General features: G+C 59.1%; 19 protein-coding genes and 1 pseudogene. 6 read left to right on the top strand and 14 right to left on the bottom strand.

The features are described from left to right. Window positions 1–111: 111 nt before the first annotated feature. The 5 genes from NKL04_RS02755 to NKL04_RS02735 all read right to left on the bottom strand — a co-directional run bounded on the left by NKL04_RS02755 (window position 112) and on the right by NKL04_RS02735 (window position 3,951). Window positions 112–1,158, bottom strand: a complete 1,047-nt coding sequence (locus tag NKL04_RS02755; protein ID WP_050591512.1) for an ATP-dependent DNA ligase — start codon at window positions 1,156–1,158, stop codon at window positions 112–114. A 128-nt stretch (window positions 1,159–1,286) separates the two neighbouring features. After that, window positions 1,287–1,793: a YciE/YciF ferroxidase family protein gene (locus NKL04_RS02750; RefSeq protein ID WP_023668075.1), complete on the bottom strand. Its 507-nt coding sequence runs from the start codon at window positions 1,791–1,793 to the stop codon at window positions 1,287–1,289. Between the two features lie 331 nt (window positions 1,794–2,124). Next, the gene (locus NKL04_RS02745; protein ID WP_023700051.1) at window positions 2,125–2,544 is read right to left on the bottom strand and encodes an HD domain-containing protein; all 420 of its coding nucleotides are present in this window, start codon (window positions 2,542–2,544) and stop codon (window positions 2,125–2,127) included. A gap of 40 nt (window positions 2,545–2,584) precedes the next feature. Then, window positions 2,585–2,995 (bottom strand): DUF427 domain-containing protein, encoded by a 411-nt coding sequence (locus NKL04_RS02740; RefSeq protein ID WP_031209115.1) that lies wholly within the window; start codon window positions 2,993–2,995, stop codon window positions 2,585–2,587. Between the two features lie 635 nt (window positions 2,996–3,630). Further along, on the bottom strand, window positions 3,631–3,951 hold the full coding sequence (locus NKL04_RS02735; RefSeq protein WP_031209113.1) for a hypothetical protein: 321 nt from the start codon (window positions 3,949–3,951) through the stop codon (window positions 3,631–3,633). Window positions 3,952–4,153: 202 nt separating this feature from the next. On the opposite strand from NKL04_RS02735, the gene NKL04_RS02730 reads away from it, so the two are divergent. Next, window positions 4,154–4,723 (top strand): GNAT family N-acetyltransferase, encoded by a 570-nt coding sequence (locus NKL04_RS02730; protein ID WP_023700047.1) that lies wholly within the window; start codon window positions 4,154–4,156, stop codon window positions 4,721–4,723. A 79-nt stretch (window positions 4,724–4,802) separates the two neighbouring features. Here the strand turns inward: NKL04_RS02730 and NKL04_RS02725 are convergent, their stop codons facing one another. From NKL04_RS02725 to NKL04_RS02710, 4 genes are read right to left on the bottom strand one after another with little or no spacing between them, the layout of a single operon-like run. Continuing rightward, window positions 4,803–5,135 carry a hypothetical protein gene (locus tag NKL04_RS02725; RefSeq protein ID WP_031209111.1) on the bottom strand — a complete coding sequence of 111 codons (333 nt, stop codon included), beginning with the start codon at window positions 5,133–5,135 and terminating at the stop codon, window positions 4,803–4,805. Between the two features lie 2 nt (window positions 5,136–5,137). Then, on the bottom strand, window positions 5,138–5,500 hold the full coding sequence (locus NKL04_RS02720) for a hypothetical protein (RefSeq protein ID WP_245260609.1): 363 nt from the start codon (window positions 5,498–5,500) through the stop codon (window positions 5,138–5,140). After that, the gene (locus NKL04_RS02715; RefSeq protein WP_023700044.1) at window positions 5,497–6,717 is read right to left on the bottom strand and encodes an NRAMP family divalent metal transporter; all 1,221 of its coding nucleotides are present in this window, start codon (window positions 6,715–6,717) and stop codon (window positions 5,497–5,499) included. Before NKL04_RS02715 ends, NKL04_RS02720 begins: the two co-directional genes overlap by 4 nt. Further along, window positions 6,714–7,175, bottom strand: coding sequence for a hypothetical protein (locus NKL04_RS02710; protein WP_031209110.1), 462 nt, complete (start codon window positions 7,173–7,175; stop codon window positions 6,714–6,716). Before NKL04_RS02710 ends, NKL04_RS02715 begins: the two co-directional genes overlap by 4 nt. 528 nt (window positions 7,176–7,703) lie before the next feature. On the opposite strand from NKL04_RS02710, the gene NKL04_RS02705 reads away from it, so the two are divergent. The 3 genes and pseudogenes from NKL04_RS02705 (at window position 7,704) to NKL04_RS02695 (ending at window position 9,832) form a co-directional block, all read left to right on the top strand. Then, entirely contained in the window at window positions 7,704–8,489 is a 786-nt protein-coding gene (locus NKL04_RS02705; RefSeq protein ID WP_031209109.1) for an SDR family NAD(P)-dependent oxidoreductase, read from the top strand. Window positions 8,490–9,093: 604 nt separating this feature from the next. After that, window positions 9,094–9,496 (top strand): annotated as a pseudogene (locus tag NKL04_RS02700) (SDR family NAD(P)-dependent oxidoreductase); the annotation flags it as partial. Between the two features lie 90 nt (window positions 9,497–9,586). Next, window positions 9,587–9,832, top strand: coding sequence for a hypothetical protein (locus tag NKL04_RS02695; RefSeq protein ID WP_023691400.1), 246 nt, complete (start codon window positions 9,587–9,589; stop codon window positions 9,830–9,832). Window positions 9,833–10,023: 191 nt separating this feature from the next. Here NKL04_RS02695 and NKL04_RS02690 read toward each other — a convergent pair whose 3' ends face one another. Together NKL04_RS02690 and NKL04_RS02685 are read right to left on the bottom strand one after the other, a co-directional pair. Then, entirely contained in the window at window positions 10,024–10,440 is a 417-nt protein-coding gene (locus NKL04_RS02690; RefSeq protein ID WP_023700039.1) for a response regulator, read from the bottom strand. Continuing rightward, window positions 10,437–13,544 carry a CheR family methyltransferase gene (locus NKL04_RS02685; protein WP_031209107.1) on the bottom strand — a complete coding sequence of 1,036 codons (3,108 nt, stop codon included), beginning with the start codon at window positions 13,542–13,544 and terminating at the stop codon, window positions 10,437–10,439. Before NKL04_RS02685 ends, NKL04_RS02690 begins: the two co-directional genes overlap by 4 nt. 146 nt (window positions 13,545–13,690) lie before the next feature. Here NKL04_RS02685 and NKL04_RS02680 point away from each other — a divergent pair, with 146 nt between their 5' ends. Both NKL04_RS02680 and NKL04_RS02675 read left to right on the top strand, forming a co-directional pair. Beyond that, window positions 13,691–14,257, top strand: a complete 567-nt coding sequence (locus tag NKL04_RS02680; protein WP_023668059.1) for a response regulator — start codon at window positions 13,691–13,693, stop codon at window positions 14,255–14,257. Between the two features lie 2 nt (window positions 14,258–14,259). After that, entirely contained in the window at window positions 14,260–14,550 is a 291-nt protein-coding gene (locus NKL04_RS02675; RefSeq protein ID WP_031197822.1) for a hypothetical protein, read from the top strand. 225 nt (window positions 14,551–14,775) lie between these two features. Here the strand turns inward: NKL04_RS02675 and NKL04_RS02670 are convergent, their stop codons facing one another. The 3 genes from NKL04_RS02670 to NKL04_RS02660 form a co-directional block, all read right to left on the bottom strand. Next, complete coding sequence (locus NKL04_RS02670) at window positions 14,776–15,039, bottom strand: hypothetical protein (protein ID WP_023681159.1); 264 nt, start codon at window positions 15,037–15,039, stop codon at window positions 14,776–14,778. 339 nt (window positions 15,040–15,378) lie between these two features. Next, on the bottom strand, window positions 15,379–15,543 hold the full coding sequence (locus NKL04_RS02665) for a hypothetical protein (protein ID WP_023681158.1): 165 nt from the start codon (window positions 15,541–15,543) through the stop codon (window positions 15,379–15,381). A gap of 244 nt (window positions 15,544–15,787) precedes the next feature. Next, window positions 15,788–17,281 (bottom strand): alpha,alpha-trehalose-phosphate synthase (UDP-forming), encoded by a 1,494-nt coding sequence (locus NKL04_RS02660; protein ID WP_245260253.1) that lies wholly within the window; start codon window positions 17,279–17,281, stop codon window positions 15,788–15,790. Between the last annotated feature and the right edge of the window lie 248 nt (window positions 17,282–17,529).

Raw genomic sequence — 17,529 nt, 5'->3', positions numbered from 1 at the left:
ATCTCGCCGCCGGGTTCAAGATCGCCAGTGAAATGCGACTGGATTTGGCTACGCCGAATGCTTGACGGATTTGGTCTCCATAGTGTGGACCTGCCGACGCTTCGCCAAGCCTCATTTTCCAAGTATCTGTTCGAACGTGCATTGCTTCGGGCTTTTGTCAGGACGCCATCGCAGAAATTTGGTGCCATGACGGAAACGATCCCCGGTGACATGATCGAACCGCACCTCCGCCACCAGTTCGGGCCGCAATGGCTCCCATTGTCCGCTTCTTTCCGTGCTCCACCGACTGGGACCGCCCGGCGCTTTTCCCGTGAAGCCAGGAGCCGATCGCAAAGCTTCAAGTTGTCGCGTAAGCTTGGCCCTGTCCTCCCGGGCGATCGTCGAAGTGAACCCGACATGGTCGAGTTGCCCCTGGTCATTGTACAGACCGAGCAACAGGGAGCCGACTTCACGCGACTTCGCCAGGTAGCGGAACCCTCCGACGACACAATCGGCCGTGCGCAGGCGCTTGACTTTGACCATGGCGCGCTCGCCGGGCCGATATTCGTCATCGAGAAGCTTGGCAACGACCCCGTCGGTCGAACCTTGTCCGGATTGGCCAAGCCATCTGCCTGCCGCCGCCAAATCAAGCGTTGCCCGAGACAGTTCGAGATCCTTTCGCCCGGCCGACTTTACGAACAGTTCGAGTGCAGCGCGCCGAACCGAGAGCGGCTGTTGCATCAAGGCGCCCTCGGAGGTCGCCAACATGTCAAAGAGGATCAGCTTTGCCGGCGTCGCGACCGACAGTTTCCGGATCCTGCTTTCCGCCGGATGCAGCCGCATCTGCAAGGCGTCGAAAGAAAGAGAGCCTGCAATTTCGATGACGATCTCACCATCGACCACGAACTCTTTTGTTTTCAGTTCATGCAACATCGCGACGACTTCCGGGAAATACCGCCCTAACGGCTTGCCGGATTTTGCACGCAACTCCACGGCCGCGCCGGCTTTAAAGGCCAGGCAGCGGAACCCGTCCCATTTGGGTTCGTATTGCCACCGGCCAGCATCGGCCGGCAACGTGTCGGCAGCCTTTGCTTCCATCGGCGCCGTGCTCAACGCAACGCCGAAAGACGATTTTACACTCGTCGGCAGATCGCGAGAGATGGCAGATTCGCCCGTCATGAAAGTTCCGTGGACAACGATGGAGATCGACTCAACGCAGCATTGGTGCCGGCTTTGGAAAAAATCATGCTCCAACAGCGTTAGGTCATGATGAGATTTCAACCAATCTCATCATGACCTGGGACGGTCTACTCGGCAGCCTGCATGTTGATCTTGCTTTCCGCCATTTCGGTGAGCTTGCGATCGGTCGCCTGCTCTTCTTTCAGGTTCTTGGCCAATACGTTGGCGCAGTCACTGCGGCCAAGCTGCTTGGCCCAGGCGATGAGCGTGCCATATCTGGTCATCTCATAGTGTTCGACCGCCTGCGCCGACGCTATCAGCGCCGCGTCTAGAACCTCCTTGTCGTCGACGTCGCCGCTCACATCGTCGGCTTCCTCCAGAATGCCGTCTATCGCCGGGCAGTTGACCTCCTTGGCCTTGACGCCATGCAATTCGAACACCTGTTCGACGCGCTCGATATGGCCTTTGGTCTGCTCGAGGTGTTTTTCGAATCCGGCCTTCAATTGCGGATCGGTTGCCTTGCCGATCATCTTCGGCAGCGCTTTCTCGATCTGCTTTTCGGCGTAATAGATGTCGCGCAGCGTGTGCACGAAGAGATCGTCGAGTGTCTTGATGTCCTTCGAAAAGAAGCCCATGGCCTTACCTTTCATTGTGCAGAAGTTCGGGTCCGGCGGCGGCTTGCCCGCCACCCGCGGAGGCCGGGAACTCGTCCCGGCTTGCTGGTCAACGCACCGGTGCCGGAGGAGTTCCTGATTCCGAGCCGGCCGTTACTCCTTTTCGGGACGCTGCGGTCCATCTCCGGAGGAGCTTTGACCCGAACACACGTTCCATGGTCCAGGCGAGGACCCTCAGGCGCACGCCGGCGCGGAAAAACTGACGGCCAGGAGAGCCGAAACGTGCTGTGCGCCGCAAGCTCTCGCAGGCGATGGCTGCCTCGGCAGATGCAATGCCAGCGTCGGGCGCGCACTATTGTCGGGAGAACTCTTGGTCAAGTATGCGAAGGCCCTCTTCATATTTGGCCGCCGACGCTCCGACCTGCCTCGACTGCCAGATGTTGTCCTCCAGATCGGCGCGTTTTACGGGGAGCGCCACCGGGTTCGACGCAGCCCGCCGGACAAAGGCGAAATACTCCTCATCCGGCCTGCGCGACATGGCATCGACCGCCGCCGTAATTGTAGGTCCGAAGCCTGCTTCTTCGAGCTTGGCGCGGGACCAGCCTTCGCCTTTCTCCAGAACGTCATGAAGGTAGGCAACAGTCTTCTGATCGATTGTCTCGACGGCGTCGACGACACGGCGGCAATGCTCGATGTAGGGCCGCCCGGTCTTATCGCGCTGCGACGCGTGAACCTCCTCCGCAATCTTTGCCGCCTGGTAGAAAATGCTCATCGCGCCTGTCGTTACCGTGATTGTCTCTGCCTGATGAAACCTATTCGACGATATGTGGCGTGTGTCGCTTGTCCTCGGCAGGGTCGACATCGATACGGGCCTTTTCCGGATCGAAAGCGGCGTGACCTGCAATAGCCAGAGCGGCCGCATCGGGCGTTTCGTAGGCCCACATGAAATCGTCGGAAGAACTGCCGACGGCGTGGACACGCCAGTAGCTTGCGGTGCCTTTAAGCGGGCACCGGGTGGTGGTGTCGGTCTTTTCGAAAAGATCGAAATAGATGTCCTCGAAGGGGATATAGAAAACGGGCTCGTGCCCGTCTTCACGCAGGACCTTCGCCCGCTCCGTAGCTGCGACGATGGCGTCGGAAAACCGCACCGTCACCGTGCCGGAAAACGGTTCTATGGCCAATCGGCCAAGGTTTTGCTGTGAAGTTGCGCCTGAAGTTTGCATCTGAATTTCTCCCTGGCGATTACCGCAAGATCGGTCATGCCTGGAGACGAAATGCGCGGCGGCGCTTCAGGTTCCGGCATGTCCGATGAACCTGAATGGCGGGCCTGACTTAAGCGCCTCCAGCTTGCTGTATCCAGCAGTTCTCGTTGGTAAGGCGCGGTGAAATGCTCGTCCAACCCATTCGAAGACTTTAGAAGGACGACACGGTCGTCGCTTCCGTGGAGCGTCAGGGCTGGCACCGAAATGATCTTCGCCGCTACTTGCCGGCGGGCGAGTTCGTGGCTGGAGATGCTCCAGCTGTTTGGCCGTCGTCAGCTGCCGCCTCATGTACGGGCTCCGGGGCGGCCTCAGTTGCTGCCAAGTGGGCCGCAAGGTCCCTATAGACCTTGTCCCTGCCGCCATCGTGTTTAGCGATCAGGCCAAGTAGGTCATGACGGCTTAGCTTTGCAATCTTCATTAGGAATTCGAATTCGTGCTTCGGAATCGAGGCTGCTAAGCGATCGAGTTTGGCCCGCCGGGTCTCTTTGGACACATGTGCTCCTATGTATCCAGGCAGCATGCGAGGCACGTATTCGGAGGCCCGCCATTGTCTTGATGGCGGGCCTTCGGGCGGCCGAAGCCGCTAGGTCCATCGGCTACTTGTTGCAATTTTGCACGGCCGAGGTCGTTGCGCCACTTGCAGTGTTGTTATCGATGTCATTGCCTGCGGCGTCCTTGCAACGGTCGGTCATGCCGTTCGATTTTGTAGTCGAGTTTGTGGAATTCGGATCGGTTGGCACGGCCGCATTCCCGCTGCCAGTGCCATTGCCAGCGGCGCCGCCGCTGCCAACAGTTCCAGTACCAGTTCCATTACCCGTGCCAGCCGTGCCGCCAGCACCCGTTCCATTTGTCTGCGCCAAGGCGGAACCGGCCAAGGCAATAGTTAGCACCGACGCGGCTAGAATTTTCTTCAACATTGGAGTCTCCGTGTTTGAATCGCCGAATTGCGATCGCTTTCCCAACGACAGGTTTTTCTCATTGTTCCCGGCGTAATGGATTGTGATCCGCAGCAGCCTTCGTCGAGGTGGACACTCTTGACGGCGCACGAATTGTGATGAGACCTGACAACGGCAGGATGGGCTTTGTTCAACACCAAAGCGATATGTTGGGCGCGGCTGCATGCATCCGACGCGGATCGCGATGCGGGGCAAGACGGGTTACAACAGAAGCGGCGATCAGAGCTGCGAGCGAACCGGCCGCCTTGATGTTGATCTGACGGTTGAATCTCAAGACCATTCCGACGCAGGAGCAGAACGCATGCCGGCTCGATCCGAAGGATTTACAATCGCTCTGGCTCACAACGGGGATGCACGAACGCAGGCGGCCGCTGCGCTCTATCGACACAACATCGAACAAACCGGAATCGATGACCGGGCAGTGATCGGCGCGGAGCTTACCGACCCCTCGGGAAAGATCTGGGGTGGAATTTGGGGCAGAACGGAACTGGGGCTCCTGTTTCTCGACATGTTCTTCTTGCCTGATAAATTGCGTGGCCGATCCTATGGATCACAGCTTCTTATGGCGATCGAGGAGGAAGCCGTTAGGCGTGGATGCAAGAGAGCCGTCGTCGAGACGAGCAGTTTCCAGGCGCCTCAATTTTACCGGCATCATGGGTTTGAGGAATTCGGCAAGGTCGAATTCGTTATTCCAGGACACGCCCGCATCTTCCTTCGCAAGAACCTGCAGTAATCTTTGCGAAGGCGCCATCTGCACGAACGGCTGTTCGCCGGCAAAACGCCGGCGCCTTAGCCCTCCCAGCCGTAGCCATCTACTCCCGAAGGTCCTTTTGCCCTTTCCATCCGGGAAGCTCGGTCATCGGGCATAGCAGCCGCGGTCGCGCCGGATCGGAGATATCGAGTTTATCCCAGGGAATGCGGTACAGGCCGTCGCGGCGGCGCAGCCGAAGCAGGTCGAGCATCGCGATGCCGATGGTCGAGGCCGACAGACGCTCGAACGCGGCGTAGATGCCAACGTGGAATTCAGTAACGACGAGCTCGCCGCCACGCCGTTCGGCGAGAATCTCTTCGATGTGACCGATGCTCTTTCCGCGCTGCGAGAGCACGCGTCGCCCGGCAAGATGTTCGAGGTTGACTGTCCTCATCATCACGCTCCTGGGATGCGCCCGATGACATGATCGCGCAACCAGTCCTGCCAGGCGAAAATCGACGTCTCGCCCACCTCGATGTCACATTCGATGTCGAGCCCGTTGTCCTGCACCTTTTTCCACGCAATCCTGTGTGGCACGGCGTGGCGTTTGCCACCCACCCTCGTCGCCAGTTGCGCCATCCATTCCCCGGGCCGCGCGCCAAGGCGGCGCGCCAAAGTGATGGAGCCGAGTTCTATCGCGACAATCCTTGGTGGCTTGCCCCGCCGCAACTCGGCCACCACTCCGTCGACCTTGCCGATCTTGACCCGCCGGCGGTCGAACACCTGCTTGTCCAGGAGATCACGCATCAATTCCATCATGTGCCTCCGAATATCTGCAGCGGAATCGTCACCACGGCGAGCACGAAGGCAAGCGCGATAATGAAGACAACGGCGGCATTCGAAATGATGCCGTTGCGATGTTCGCCGACATAGCGTTCGTCATTCAGCAGGAAGAGAAATGGAACTACCGTCAGCGGAAGGCTCGCCGCCGTTACCGCCATGGAAAAGATGGTCAGCCTCAGTGGGTCGAGGCCAAGCATGATCGGAATGGCGGCCAAAAACAATGATGCCGTATAGACGGCACTGAAGCCCGGATCATCGCGCGGCTTGCGATCCTCGCCCCAGGTCCAGCCAAAGCCCTGTGCCACCAGATATGCCTGTTGCAACCCGACTTCGAGTGCGGCGCCGAAACAGGCAATGGCGAGCGAGGCAACGAATAGAACGAACCCCCAGAAGCCGAATATAGGGATCAGCATCAACGGCAGTTGGTGATAGTCGTCCACCTGGTCGATGCCGCGCGTCGCGAGAACGAGAGCAGCGACGATCAACACGCCGATCGAAATGGTCCCACCGAAGGTCATGCCCAGCCCGGCGATGGCACGATTGGCTCCCAGGTGGCTTTCATCCCATTTGTCCTCGATAGCTCCCGAGGAATAGAACATGAAAAGATAAGGCGATATCGACGCGCCGAGAATGCTGGCCGCCATGAACCAGTAATTGATGGCATCGTGAGCCGGCAGCGAAGGCACGGCGCTGCCAGCGACCGCTGTCCAGTCGGGCTTTAACATCACCGCACCAACCACGAAGCACAGCGTCACGAGGCCGAGGACCGAAACGCCTTTCTCGATAAAGCCAAACGTGCCTTTCCACAGCAGCAACCATGCCAGCAACGCCACCGGCAGTGCCCACCACTGGAAGCCTATGCCGGTGGCAAGTTCGAGTGCGATGGCCACACCGCCGATCTCAGCGGACAGCACCATGAAATTGACGAGAAGGACGACGAGCAACGGCCATAGGAAGACGTTGAACCCAAATCTTTCACGAATGCCCTCTGAGATCGTGTGATGGCTCATCGCGGCGAACCGACCGGCCATTTCAACCAAAAAGATGATGCATATGGTGCCGAGAACTATGGCCCAGATCAGCTGGAATCGGAAGGCGGCACCCGCCTGCGCCGCCGTAGCCATCGACCCGACTTCGAGGAAACCTCCGACACTGGTGACGACGCCAAGCGATATTTCCAGAAGCTTCTTCACAGCTTTGGTCCGAAAGCGCTGGTGTAAGCGGCGGCGAGCGAGCGCATGGCCGCCCGAAGATCCTGTTGTGCGCTTTTCACCTCAGTGCGATTGTTCACCCGCAATCCCGCCTCGGCATGCGCCACCGCCACCGACAAACTGTTGACTGCTGCCGTCAGTCCTGCTCGCTCGGCTGGTTCAGCGGTCTCGGCCGATCGAATTTGCGCCTCGACATCGGCCAGCGTTTTTCCGACCGAGTGCAGTGCGGCCGTGGCATAGGCGGACGGTGCCGCTCCCTCCACCCAGGCATCCAGTACCATCGATACGGTCTGTGCCGCGGAGGCCGCTGTTCGTGATTGCTGCGCCACCTGATTGGAAGACGAGCATCCGGCCAACCCGGCTAGCATCAGAAGCAAGCACAGCCAGCCAACCGGAAAATGACGGTCGTTATGGGGTACAGCGCGCGTTGGATGCGCCACGCGGATTTCCTCCCCTGCCCGAACCAACTGCGTCCGGCATCAATGATCTAGAGCGCTCGGAGAGCTCGTCAAACGAAACCGACGACGAGCCTGTGAGGTCGGCTAGTCCAACGTAACAAAACGCTCCATCCCGGACAGCCGTTAAAAGAGGGGGGCCCGCGCTTCTCTTTGGCGCGGAGAAGCGCGGGCAGATCGGGCTGAGGGGATGACCCGATCGCGCAGCATCAACATGGGAGGGCAACAACGCTGCACGGTTCGAACTTCCAACCGGGCCACTTGTTCCAACTTCAACTGATCCGTTCTGAGTACTCAATCCATGCGTTTGGGGGGCCTTTTTGAAGGTAGGCCATGGCGAGTTCTCATGGCGTAGAACGGTTTTTGTCGCAACGGCCCATCCATGAATGCGCGCGACGACCGCGATGACGACCGTCGCCTGACCGTCATGACAGCGCACGATCAATCCAGCCCAAACGCCGCGGAACAATTGTGCCCACTCGTGGTTCCGATGGCACGAAGATGGAGGATATGATGACGGACGCCAAACTCGCTGTGGTGACCGGCGCCTCGAGTGGCATCGGAAGGGAACTCGCAAAGCTGTGCGCTAAAGGCGGCTACGACCTGATCATCGCCGCCGACGAGCCGGCTATCCGGCAGGCGGCAGAGGCACTTGAGACCCACAATGTAACGGTCGAAGCCATTGAGGCCGATCTGGCGACCGTCGAGGGCGCCGATCGGTTGATCTCCCAGATCGGCGATCGCGATATCGACCTGTTGTTTCTCAATGCGGGACGCGGGCTCGGCAACGGCTTCGTCGACCAGGACTGGCGAAAAGTCCGCCGGATCATCGACACCAATGTCACCGGAACGGTCTATCTGGCGCATGAACTCGGCGCCAAGATGGCCCGGCGAGGTCGCGGACGCATCCTGTTCACCGGGTCGATCGCCGGCTTCATGCCCGGAACATTCCAGGCCGTCTACAACGGCACGAAGGCGTTCATCGATTCCTTCTCGATCGCGCTCCGCCATGAGCTGAAAGATAGCGGCGTGACGGTCACCGTGCTGATGCCTGGCCCCACGCAGACGCGATTCTTCGAGCGCGCTGAAATGATGGATACCAAGGTCGGCTCCGATGAAAAGGACAATCCGGCCGATGTCGCCAAGACGGGTTACGAGGCGATGATGGCCGGTGATGAACAGGTCGTCAGCGGTTGGAAAAACAAGCTGCAGGTCGCCGCCGCGCATGTCACGCCGGCAGGCACCTTGGCCGAACAGCACCGTAGGATGGCCGAGCCGGGGTCGGCGTCCAGCGACTGAGCCAATATTCGCGTCATCAAAAGGGCTGGCATTCCCAAGGCCGCATGTGCTGCGCGAGGCAATCTATCGCTGCCGCAAGGGCGGCACCATCTCGGTTCCCGGCGTCTGTGTTGGCCTGGTCGATCACATCCCGTTTGGCGGCGATGAATGAGGGACCGGCTTTCCGGATGGGCCAGACGCATACTCAACGCTACCTGGAACCTTTATTGGCGATGGTCCAGAACGGCGAAATCGATCCCTCCTTGTGATTACCCACCGGACCGATCTGAAAGCAGGGCCGGATCTCTACAAGACGTTCCGCCACAATCAGGAGGTTGTGTCAAAGTGGTGATGCGGCCTCACGGCCGAGACGGGCAAAGGCGACCCACACCTCACTGCATCACAAGGGAACATTCGCGTCGACGGCCGGTTAGGTGCCACTTCCGTAACGGTCACCTGCCGTCAAAGCGAGCCCATGATGAACCACGACCAGCATGACAATGTACCAGACGCAGCGCGCAGACTTGTCGTCGGAAGCATGGCGGGAGGAATTCTCGCCGCTTATGCTTCCACGGCGTCAGCCGATACGGGAACAGTGCCTGCTAAAGCAGGCCCTGCGAGCCCGATGCTAAAACAGAATCCGGCGACGCAATATCACCAGCCGCCTTTCAAGCCACAGGAACAGAAGTGGCCGGGTTTGGCCAGCAAGATGGTGCCGCGCCCGGATCACGGCGAAACAACCTACAAAGGATCAGGCAGGCTTGCCGGCCGCAAAGCGCTGATAACCGGCGGCGATTCCGGTATTGGTCGTGCGGCGGCGATTGCATTCGCGCGCGAACGTGCGGACGTTGCTTTCGGCTACCTCCCCGAAGAACAGGAAGACGCCGACGAACTGGTGGACCTAATAAAAGCGGCAGGTCAAAAGGCTTGCCGGCGATATCCGCAATGAGGCCTTTTGCAGAAAGCTGGCCGATGAAGCAGCAACGCCCCTCGGCGGTCTCGACATCCTGGTCAGCAACGCTGCCCGCCTCACTAGAGTCCACGGTCCTCAAAAAGGGGCGCCAAGGCCACCGCTCCTTAGGCGTGGTGGGCTTTCAGACCGTCTACAGGAGGAACCAATGGCTGGCGATGAAATAGAAAGAAGGCGACTGCAGATGTTGATCGAACAATATCTGGAGACCCGTAAGCGACGGCACGATTTCGTGTCGATCGCGAATGCCGAACTCGCGATCAAGGCGGTCATGCCGCATTGCCCGGTGTCGAGCGCAGCGTTGGCAGAGATGATTGCCGCTGGCGCCGTCACTTACGGCCTTGGCGTCCTATTCGACGCGAAGCAAACCGAGGGCGAACTGCCCGTTGTTTGATAGGCTCATCGTCTGACCAATCGTCGCGCGGTCGCGAAATTTCGCCCAGCTCTGGAATACGCCAGACCGGGAGCATGCCAATCGTGCCGGCCGGATCGCAGGCACTTGCCGGCGACGCCGTCTCGGGCCTGGACCCGAATGTCGTCGCATATCTGGTGAAAAACCAGTGTCTTTGTCCCACGAGAAGTGCGTTACCGGGCTTCTCGTTGGGTTGGCACCGTTCCGCTGTCCTGGTGTCTTGCCAAAGCTGTCGGTTGAACACCGAGCATATTTCGCACGGCCTCGACCAGCGCAGCAGCCCACACGGGTTTTGACAGCATCTTGTGATGACGCAAATCCTGCGGGATGTCGGATGCCGTGTACCCACTGACGAAAACAAACGGAATTCCGCGTTGCGCTAGAAGAGGGACAAGGGCAGCGCTGGTCTCGCCGCCGAGACCAATGTCCAGGACCGCGGCAGATATGACTTCACTCTCGATCAGCTTTTTCGCGCGAGCAACGGACGGCACTGGCCCGGCGATGGCGAAGCCGGCCTCTTCCAGAATTGCGCGGTGCTCCTCCGCGACCAGCCATTCATCTTCGACGACAAGGATACGAGATGCAGTCACGTTTCGCTCTCCCGATGATCAAACGGAAACTCAATCCGCAAGCTCAAACCATCGGAACCGAAAGATGTTTCAAAATTTCCGCCAAGCCGATACTCAATTTCGCCTTTTACCAGCGAAAGACCAAATCCCGTCTTCTCAGGTGGAGTGACAGCGGGACCGCCGCTTTCTAACCATTCGAGCTGAAAACCGTGATCCGACGCCGACCAAGTCACGGACACCACGCCGTTTGGCACGGACAAGGCGCCATATTTTCCAGCATTCGTGGCAAGTTCATGGATCACCATGCCAAGCGACAGGCCCTGCTGAGGCTTGAGCCGAATGTCCTCGCCTGTGGTGTTGATGCGTTCCAGCCCGAACGGCTCGACTTCCTGCCGCACGATTTCCTCTACCGAGACCTCTTTCCAGCTTTCGCGCGAGAGCACTCCGTAGGCCCGCGCCATGGCGCGCAGGCGACCGATGAGCGCTTCGGCGAAAGCCTCCGAAGAGGGAGCATTTTTCAGGGTCTGACTGGCAATGCTGACCGTAACGGCCAGCATGTTCTTGACCCGATGATTGAGTTCCGAGATCAATATCCGCTGGTGGGCTTCGGCTTCGGCCATGGTCGTCACATCGACAAAGGTCACCACCACACCTTGGATTTTCCGCACGCTGTCGCGGTAGGGGATCAGCCGCACGAGATAGTGGATGCCGTCGCTATCGCGCGGTAGCTGGTGCTCGATCATCTCGCCGGCCCTGAAAACCTGCGCGATATGGTCGCGCAGGTGCGGATAATCGAGCCGGCTGGCAAGATCGGTAAGCGGTCTTCCGATGTCGGTCGGCAGCAAATTGAAGAACGAAGACGCCGCCGGCGTGAAGCTGCGGATAACCAGCTTGGTATCGAGAAAAACAGTCGCGATCTGTGTGCTCTCGAACAGGTTCTTCAGATCGCTGTTGGCCCGATCGAGATCCTCGATCTTGGAAACCAGTTCGGCATTGATGGTGTTCAATTCCTCATTGAGGGACTGCATTTCTTCCTTGGAGGCCTCAAGCTCCTCATTGGAGGACTGGGCTTCTTCGTTGACTGAGACGAGTTCCTCATTGGAAGATTTCAACTCCTCCAATGCGGTCTCATATTCTTCGATCGTCGATTGCAGGCGCTCGCGCGTATCGCGGAGCTCGCGCTCGAAATCAGCAATCCCGGATGGCTGACGAACCTTTAGAGCCTCCAGCCGCGGCTGCGGCTGGCCCACCGGTTCGAACAGGACGAGAAACAGCGGCTCGCCGCTGCCGCGATCAACCAAGGGCTCGATCGTCAATGTGACGAATTGGACACGATCTTCATCTTCTTCAATGGCTATCGCTTCTCGCACAACCGTGCGCCGGCCTTCGGCCGCTTCCCGCAAAGCGCCGCGCAGTTCCAGACGCAGGCCGCTTCGTGCCATTGTGAGCAATTGTCTGCTCGGCACCCCTTGCGGCGGCTCGAGATATTTGCCGGTTCTGACCGAGTAATAGACGACATCTCCATCACCATTGATGACGACATGGGCCGGAGCGTAGCGTTCGAGAACATGGGCTTCAACGGTTTGCCTTAGGGAATAAGACAAGCCGCGGCGGGCATGAGTGTCATTGGCGCTGGAAAAGTTGCTTGCAGGCGCAGCATTCAACAAGATCGGCAGCCGCGGCGGCGCCGTATGTTCTCGTGCCTTGAATATCCGTTGTTTCTTGTCGACCGGGGCAAACAGATCGGCATGCTGGCTTATGCTCTCGGAGGTGCCAAGGAACAGATAGCCGCCGGGCTTCAGAGAATAGTGGAAGGTCGGAATAACCTGCTTTTGCACATCGGGGCCGAAATAGATCAGCAGGTTCCGGCACGACACCATGTCCATGCGCGAGAAGGGTGGATCGCGGATGACGCTGTGCGCCGAGAAGATGCAGAGATCACGTACGCTCTTGCTCAAGATGAAACTTGTGCCGTCATTGCTGAAGAAGCGTTCGCGACGTTCAGGCGAAACGCCCGCAAGCAATGACTCCGGATAGCGCGCCGAACGTGCGATGCCCAACGCCGCGTCATCGATGTCCGTGGCGAAAATCTGGATGCGCGGCACAGCCGAAAGTGTATCCATATGCTCGCGCATCAGCATTCCGATCGAGAAGACTTCCTCGCCGGTTGCGCAGCCGGGCACCCAGACGCGGATCGTATCGTTGGCGTCCTTGCCTTCGAAAAGTTTGGGGATGACGGTTTCTTCCAGGGTCTTGAAAGCGTCCGTATCGCGGAAGAAATTTGTCACGTTGATCAGCAGGTCGCGAAACAGCGACCGCACTTCCTCCGCATTTGAACGAAGCAACTCTATATAGGCATCGATCGCGGTGTTCTGTGTTATTTGCATGCGTCGCCTGACGCGGCGCAAGAACGTCTTGGCCTTGTAGCCCGAGAAATCATGTCCCGAATGGCTGCGCAGGATCGCGTAGATTTCTTCCTGGCCCTTGCGGAGTTTCAAAGCACTGGCCTTGCCATCGTCAGCTTCAAGCTCGTCGAGCAGTTCAAAGCTGTGGGCAAATTCCATGAGTTTCGCACCCATCTCATCGGCCGGGATGGCGATATCGATCAGACCGGAACTGATCGCGCTGCGCGGCATGTCGGGATTGCTCGGACCCGACTCGTCGGAGAGTTGCGCCAGCGTCAGGCCGCCATGCTCCTTGATTGCCTTGATGCCCAACGTACCGTCGGAATCGCCGCCCGACAGGACGACGCCGACGGCGTATTCGCCCTGATCCTCGGCCAGCGCGCTGAAAAAGATATCGATGGGCTTGCGCTCCCTGGACACCGAATTCGGTTGGCGCAGCTTTAGGCTGGAATTTTCGATGGTGAGGATCGCGTTGTGCGGCATCACATAGACGGTGTCAGGATGGATATCCATTGCATCTTCAGCGACACGAACCGGAATTCCGGTGTAAAGCGCAATCACTTCGTGCAGCAGACTTTCCCGTTCCGGGCTGAGATGCGTGACGATCACGAACGCCATCCCGCTCGAAGACGGCATCCCGCGAAAAAATCCCTCCATGGCGGCAATGCCGCCCGCAGAGGCGCCAATACCGACTATGGGGAACCTCGGCAGCTTTTGCATCAATTGTCCTGCTTCAGTGAAATACAACGCGGCAGCGCTGATTTCGATCCAATGTGTAAACCGTTCCTGGTCGAATTCCCATCCCGCACCGCCGATAGCCACGGAACCGATGGACGCGACCGCCGTTTAAAGCCCGGAGGGCTGCAATGTTATTAGGCATGCGAATTCTGCTCGTCGAGGACGAATTCTTGCTGGCAAGCGAACTTGCCTCTTATTTCAGCGATTGTGGGGCGACCGTTTTGGGGCCGGTGTCGTCAGTCAGCCGGGCTCGACGATATATCGATTCAGCGGACGGGGCGGTGCTGGACATCGATCTTAACGGTGAGACTGTTTTTCCCCTCGCCGATGAGCTGACGGACAGAGGCATCCCGTTCGTATTCTTCTCCGGAAACGATCAGATCACCCTGCCGGAGCGGTTCCGGTACACCCAAAACCTCTCCAAGCCGGCCGGGTTCAGGACGGTTGCCGGGATCCTCGCCGCGCAATCAACAGCGCTTGGTGAAGACAATGTCTTCCGCGCTCTTCCAAAACTGAGGCTGTCCGCGCGGCTGCTGCTGGGCGACCCACAGGCGGCCGATCGCCTCGTGGAACGCACATTGAAGGCGGCGCTGGAGGAGCGGTTGTCGACGCGGCATGACCTTCCCTTGAGCGAATGGCTCAATACACTCATGGAGGAGGTGCTCCGCAACGACAGGTCTGGCATCATGAATTAAGATTGTCCGATAGTTTGCCGCAGGCCGCCCTGTCGACCGCCCCCGCTACGGTACCCCTCCCCAAGAGCGCTTCGCTTCGTCTTGCAAATACGGCCGCATTCCTGCTAGAAATCCTCGTGGCCAAACCTCCGCAAACCAAACCTGACTCATTCCGCGATCCTGTTGAAGGCGACGCACTCGCAGCGCTGCTCGACGAAATCGCGGAAGAGGAAACACCTGAACGGCTGTTGAAGCTCGCCCTTGAGCTGCAGCAGCAACTGCTGTTGTCAAAGCAGCTGAAAAATCCCAACTGAACGGCCTGCAGCTAGGCATCTTGATTTGCCTCGAGTTCCACGATGGCGTCATCGCCTCGTTCGCCAGACCGATGCTGCTGCGGTAATCTTTCTGCGCTCGATGTGGGCGAAACCCCAGTCTCAATAGCTCAGCGGTTCCTGCGCCCAGAAGGCCCTGATCCCATCATGACGCCGATGAGACGACCAGGAAGATCAGGGCCAACTTGGGTCGCAGCCCAAGGTCGATCACTGCTGCCCTGGCATCTCGGTATTTTCTTGCGGGTTCTTTTTAACGCCGGGCGCGGGTGATGTCTCAGCGGGGGCATTACCGCCTTGGTTCTGTTCCGGGGTGCGCTTTACTGGCGATGTCTGCCACGATCCGCCTGAAAGGGGTATGAACACAAAGAAGGCTAGCAGGGCGACGAAGATCACAGCCGCAATGACGACGCCCCACCCGAGTACATTTCGGGTGCCACGCTGTTCTTCCTTCCGGGACACATGCTCCGTCATCACTGGACTCCTTTGTGTCATTCGACGAGGTACAAATTTATCGTGCAGATCGACCGCACGGTCTGCTCTTCCCCGACGCGTGCCGCCGGCACAGCCGAAGAAGCTGAAGCTAATCTTCTCCAGCTTTTCGGCTGCCTGGTTTGGCGGCCCGCTTTGGGGCTTTCGGCACTGCCGGTTTCCGCTCGGGTGCAGGCGGATTGATCGCCTCGTGCGCCAAACGGGCTTTGCGCAATCGCGCCGTTTTCTCTTCCCGCGCCTTGCGCTCGGCTTCCATTACGCCTTGTGCGTAGAGGGTGGCTCGTGCGTCTCTGTCGTTTGCGGATCCACTGGCCGCCATAGTCAGCCCTCCGCCTTGTAATTTCTTGCTTCCTTCTTGGCGCCGTCTTTGCCGTGCTCGGCTGCAAGCTCTTTGGCCTGCCCGGGTGACACGTCGGTGGCTTCGGCCAACTTGATTGCCTCTTGTTCAGAGAGATCTCTGTCCTTTCGCGTGGGGTTCTTTGTCATCGCAGATCTCCTATCAGAGCCCAAACGACCGGACCGGCGGTGTGTTCCCTGGAGCCTTCGATAGTCCACCGATTGAGGCGGGCTATCGCGCTTCCGTCAATGAGCGAAAAGTTTTGATGCGGACGACAAGATACATGATCAGCTTCAAGGCCTTTCGAACTGCTCCGGCCAGCCGGGTTATGGCCGGGCTATGGCCGCGTGGGACGCGTGACACACGGACGGATTCAGGCATCGATGCCAGGCGCTAGTTCTCGCCCGCGAGCGTGGCGAGAAATGACCGCCGCCATTCTGCTGCGTCATTGCGCGTGATGCGCTTGAGCAGTGCACTATGCCTTGCAATTCTTTCCTCAAGCGGCATCGCGAGCGCTTTTGCGATCGCGTCAGCAACCTCGTCGACCGCATACGGGTTCACGATCAAGGATTCGGCAAGTTCTTCGGCCGCACCCGCAAAACGCGACAATACCAGCACTCCGGGATCGGCTTCGTCCTGCGCGGCTATGTATTCCTTGGCGACGAGGTTCATTCCGTCACGCAGGGGCGTGACCAATCCGACCTGGCTAGCGCGCAACAGGCCAGCAAGCCGAGAGCGTGATACGGCACGGTGGATGTAGCGGATCGGGGTCCAAGCCAAATCCGCGTATCTTCCGTTGACCGCGCCGGCGGTTGCCTCAAGCTGGGCCCGGATGTCGGCATAGGCGCTGACCTCCTCGCGCGTCGGCGACGCAATCTGCAAATATGTTGCCGCCCGCTCGTGTTCCGGATGCCTTTCCAAAAGACGCGCGAAAGCCTGCATGCGGCCGGGGAGACCCTTGGAGTAGTCCAGCCGATCGACGCCGATGATTTGCTTGAGGCCCAGAATCTGGCGGCGCATGGAATCAATCTGCACATCCTCCGCCGCCTCATTGGCCATGCGTGCGATTGAATCGACGTCGATGCCTATCGGAAAACACCTCGACAACACCGTGCGGCCGTTCATCTCAGCCGAACCATTGATATCAAAAGTAGTGGAGTTGGCCGCCTGCACTGAGCGCCGGAAATTCCCCACGTCCGTTTCGGTCTGGAACCCCACGACGTCATATTGAAGCAGGTCATCGATGAGTTCTTCATGGTCGGGCGTGGCTTCAAACAGGTCGGGCGGCGGGAACGGTATGTGAAGAAAAAACCCGATCCGATTCCGGACTCCCAGCCGCCGCAACTGGGCGGCCAAGGGGATAAGGTGGTAGTCGTGAACCCACACCAGGTCGTCGTTGCCCGACAGCAGTCCTGCGAGCGCCTTCGCGAACCGCGCATTGATCTGCCGGTAGGCGTGTAGAAACTCTGCCCGGTGGTTCACCAGGTCGAGTCGGTAATGAAAAAGCGGCCACAGCGTGCTGTTGGCATAGCCATTGTAATAGAGCGAATACTCCTCATAGGGCAGGGTAAGCGCAGCCGTCTCGATCTTTCCCACCCGTTCCAAGCGGATCAGCGGTTCGTCGCTCGCGGCGTAGTCCTGATACTCGGCGCTTGCTCCTAGCCACAGGCCTCCACGCTCGGCCAACGCATCCCCGATGCCTACAGCAAGTCCGCCGGCTTGCGACAGATCGCGAATGCTCCCCAGCCTATTCGAGACGACAACCAGACGACGCGGGATGGCGCGATCGCCAGTTAGCTCAGCCTCCCCACCTAAGGCGTCGCGCTCAAGGGGATCACCAACCGTTTGCGAGGCCTCGTTGAAAATTTCATCCGGTCGCTGCAACAAGAGCAAATCCTGAGCGTGAAGATCGCTTGGGGAACGGTCCGCGCGTGCGATTGTTCCCGACGTAAGTGTCCAGCCGGACTCGCTGGATCACATTCTCGGCCCGCTCGGCGCCTTTTTCAGCGGCTCTCGCAGGATCGTCGTCGGACGCACCGGTGATGAGACCCCGATCCAGCACGCCGAGCAGCCGCTTTGGCGACGGCCGGACTTACCGCTTTGGTATTCATGCTGCCGGATCCCCTGCCCTGTCA

Origin of the sequence: Mesorhizobium sp. C264A (assembly GCF_040324515.1) — a bacterium.
Classification (GTDB): Bacteria; Pseudomonadota; Alphaproteobacteria; order Rhizobiales; family Rhizobiaceae; genus Mesorhizobium.
The sequence above is the reverse complement of the archived record's forward strand: the minus strand, read 5'-3'. Positions and strand labels throughout refer to the sequence as shown.

What these genes read in the sequence shown, in the direction of transcription:
- NKL04_RS02755 (WP_050591512.1), bottom strand. Translation starts at nt 1,158, where the DNA reads ATGACGGGCGAATCTGCCATCTCTCGCGATCTGCCGACGAGTGTAAAA.
- NKL04_RS02750 (WP_023668075.1), bottom strand. Translation starts at nt 1,793, where the DNA reads ATGGGCTTCTTTTCGAAGGACATCAAGACACTCGACGATCTCTTCGTG.
- NKL04_RS02745 (WP_023700051.1), bottom strand. Translation starts at nt 2,544, where the DNA reads ATGAGCATTTTCTACCAGGCGGCAAAGATTGCGGAGGAGGTTCACGCG.
- NKL04_RS02740 (WP_031209115.1), bottom strand. Translation starts at nt 2,995, where the DNA reads ATGCAAACTTCAGGCGCAACTTCACAGCAAAACCTTGGCCGATTGGCC.
- NKL04_RS02735 (WP_031209113.1), bottom strand. Translation starts at nt 3,951, where the DNA reads ATGTTGAAGAAAATTCTAGCCGCGTCGGTGCTAACTATTGCCTTGGCC.
- NKL04_RS02730 (WP_023700047.1), top strand. Translation starts at nt 4,154, where the DNA reads ATGCATCCGACGCGGATCGCGATGCGGGGCAAGACGGGTTACAACAGA.
- NKL04_RS02725 (WP_031209111.1), bottom strand. Translation starts at nt 5,135, where the DNA reads ATGAGGACAGTCAACCTCGAACATCTTGCCGGGCGACGCGTGCTCTCG.
- NKL04_RS02720 (WP_245260609.1), bottom strand. Translation starts at nt 5,500, where the DNA reads ATGATGGAATTGATGCGTGATCTCCTGGACAAGCAGGTGTTCGACCGC.
- NKL04_RS02705 (WP_031209109.1), top strand. Translation starts at nt 7,704, where the DNA reads ATGACGGACGCCAAACTCGCTGTGGTGACCGGCGCCTCGAGTGGCATC.
- NKL04_RS02695 (WP_023691400.1), top strand. Translation starts at nt 9,587, where the DNA reads ATGGCTGGCGATGAAATAGAAAGAAGGCGACTGCAGATGTTGATCGAA.
- NKL04_RS02685 (WP_031209107.1), bottom strand. Translation starts at nt 13,544, where the DNA reads ATGCAAAAGCTGCCGAGGTTCCCCATAGTCGGTATTGGCGCCTCTGCG.
- NKL04_RS02680 (WP_023668059.1), top strand. Translation starts at nt 13,691, where the DNA reads ATGTTATTAGGCATGCGAATTCTGCTCGTCGAGGACGAATTCTTGCTG.
- NKL04_RS02670 (WP_023681159.1), bottom strand. Translation starts at nt 15,039, where the DNA reads ATGACGGAGCATGTGTCCCGGAAGGAAGAACAGCGTGGCACCCGAAAT.
- NKL04_RS02665 (WP_023681158.1), bottom strand. Translation starts at nt 15,543, where the DNA reads ATGACAAAGAACCCCACGCGAAAGGACAGAGATCTCTCTGAACAAGAG.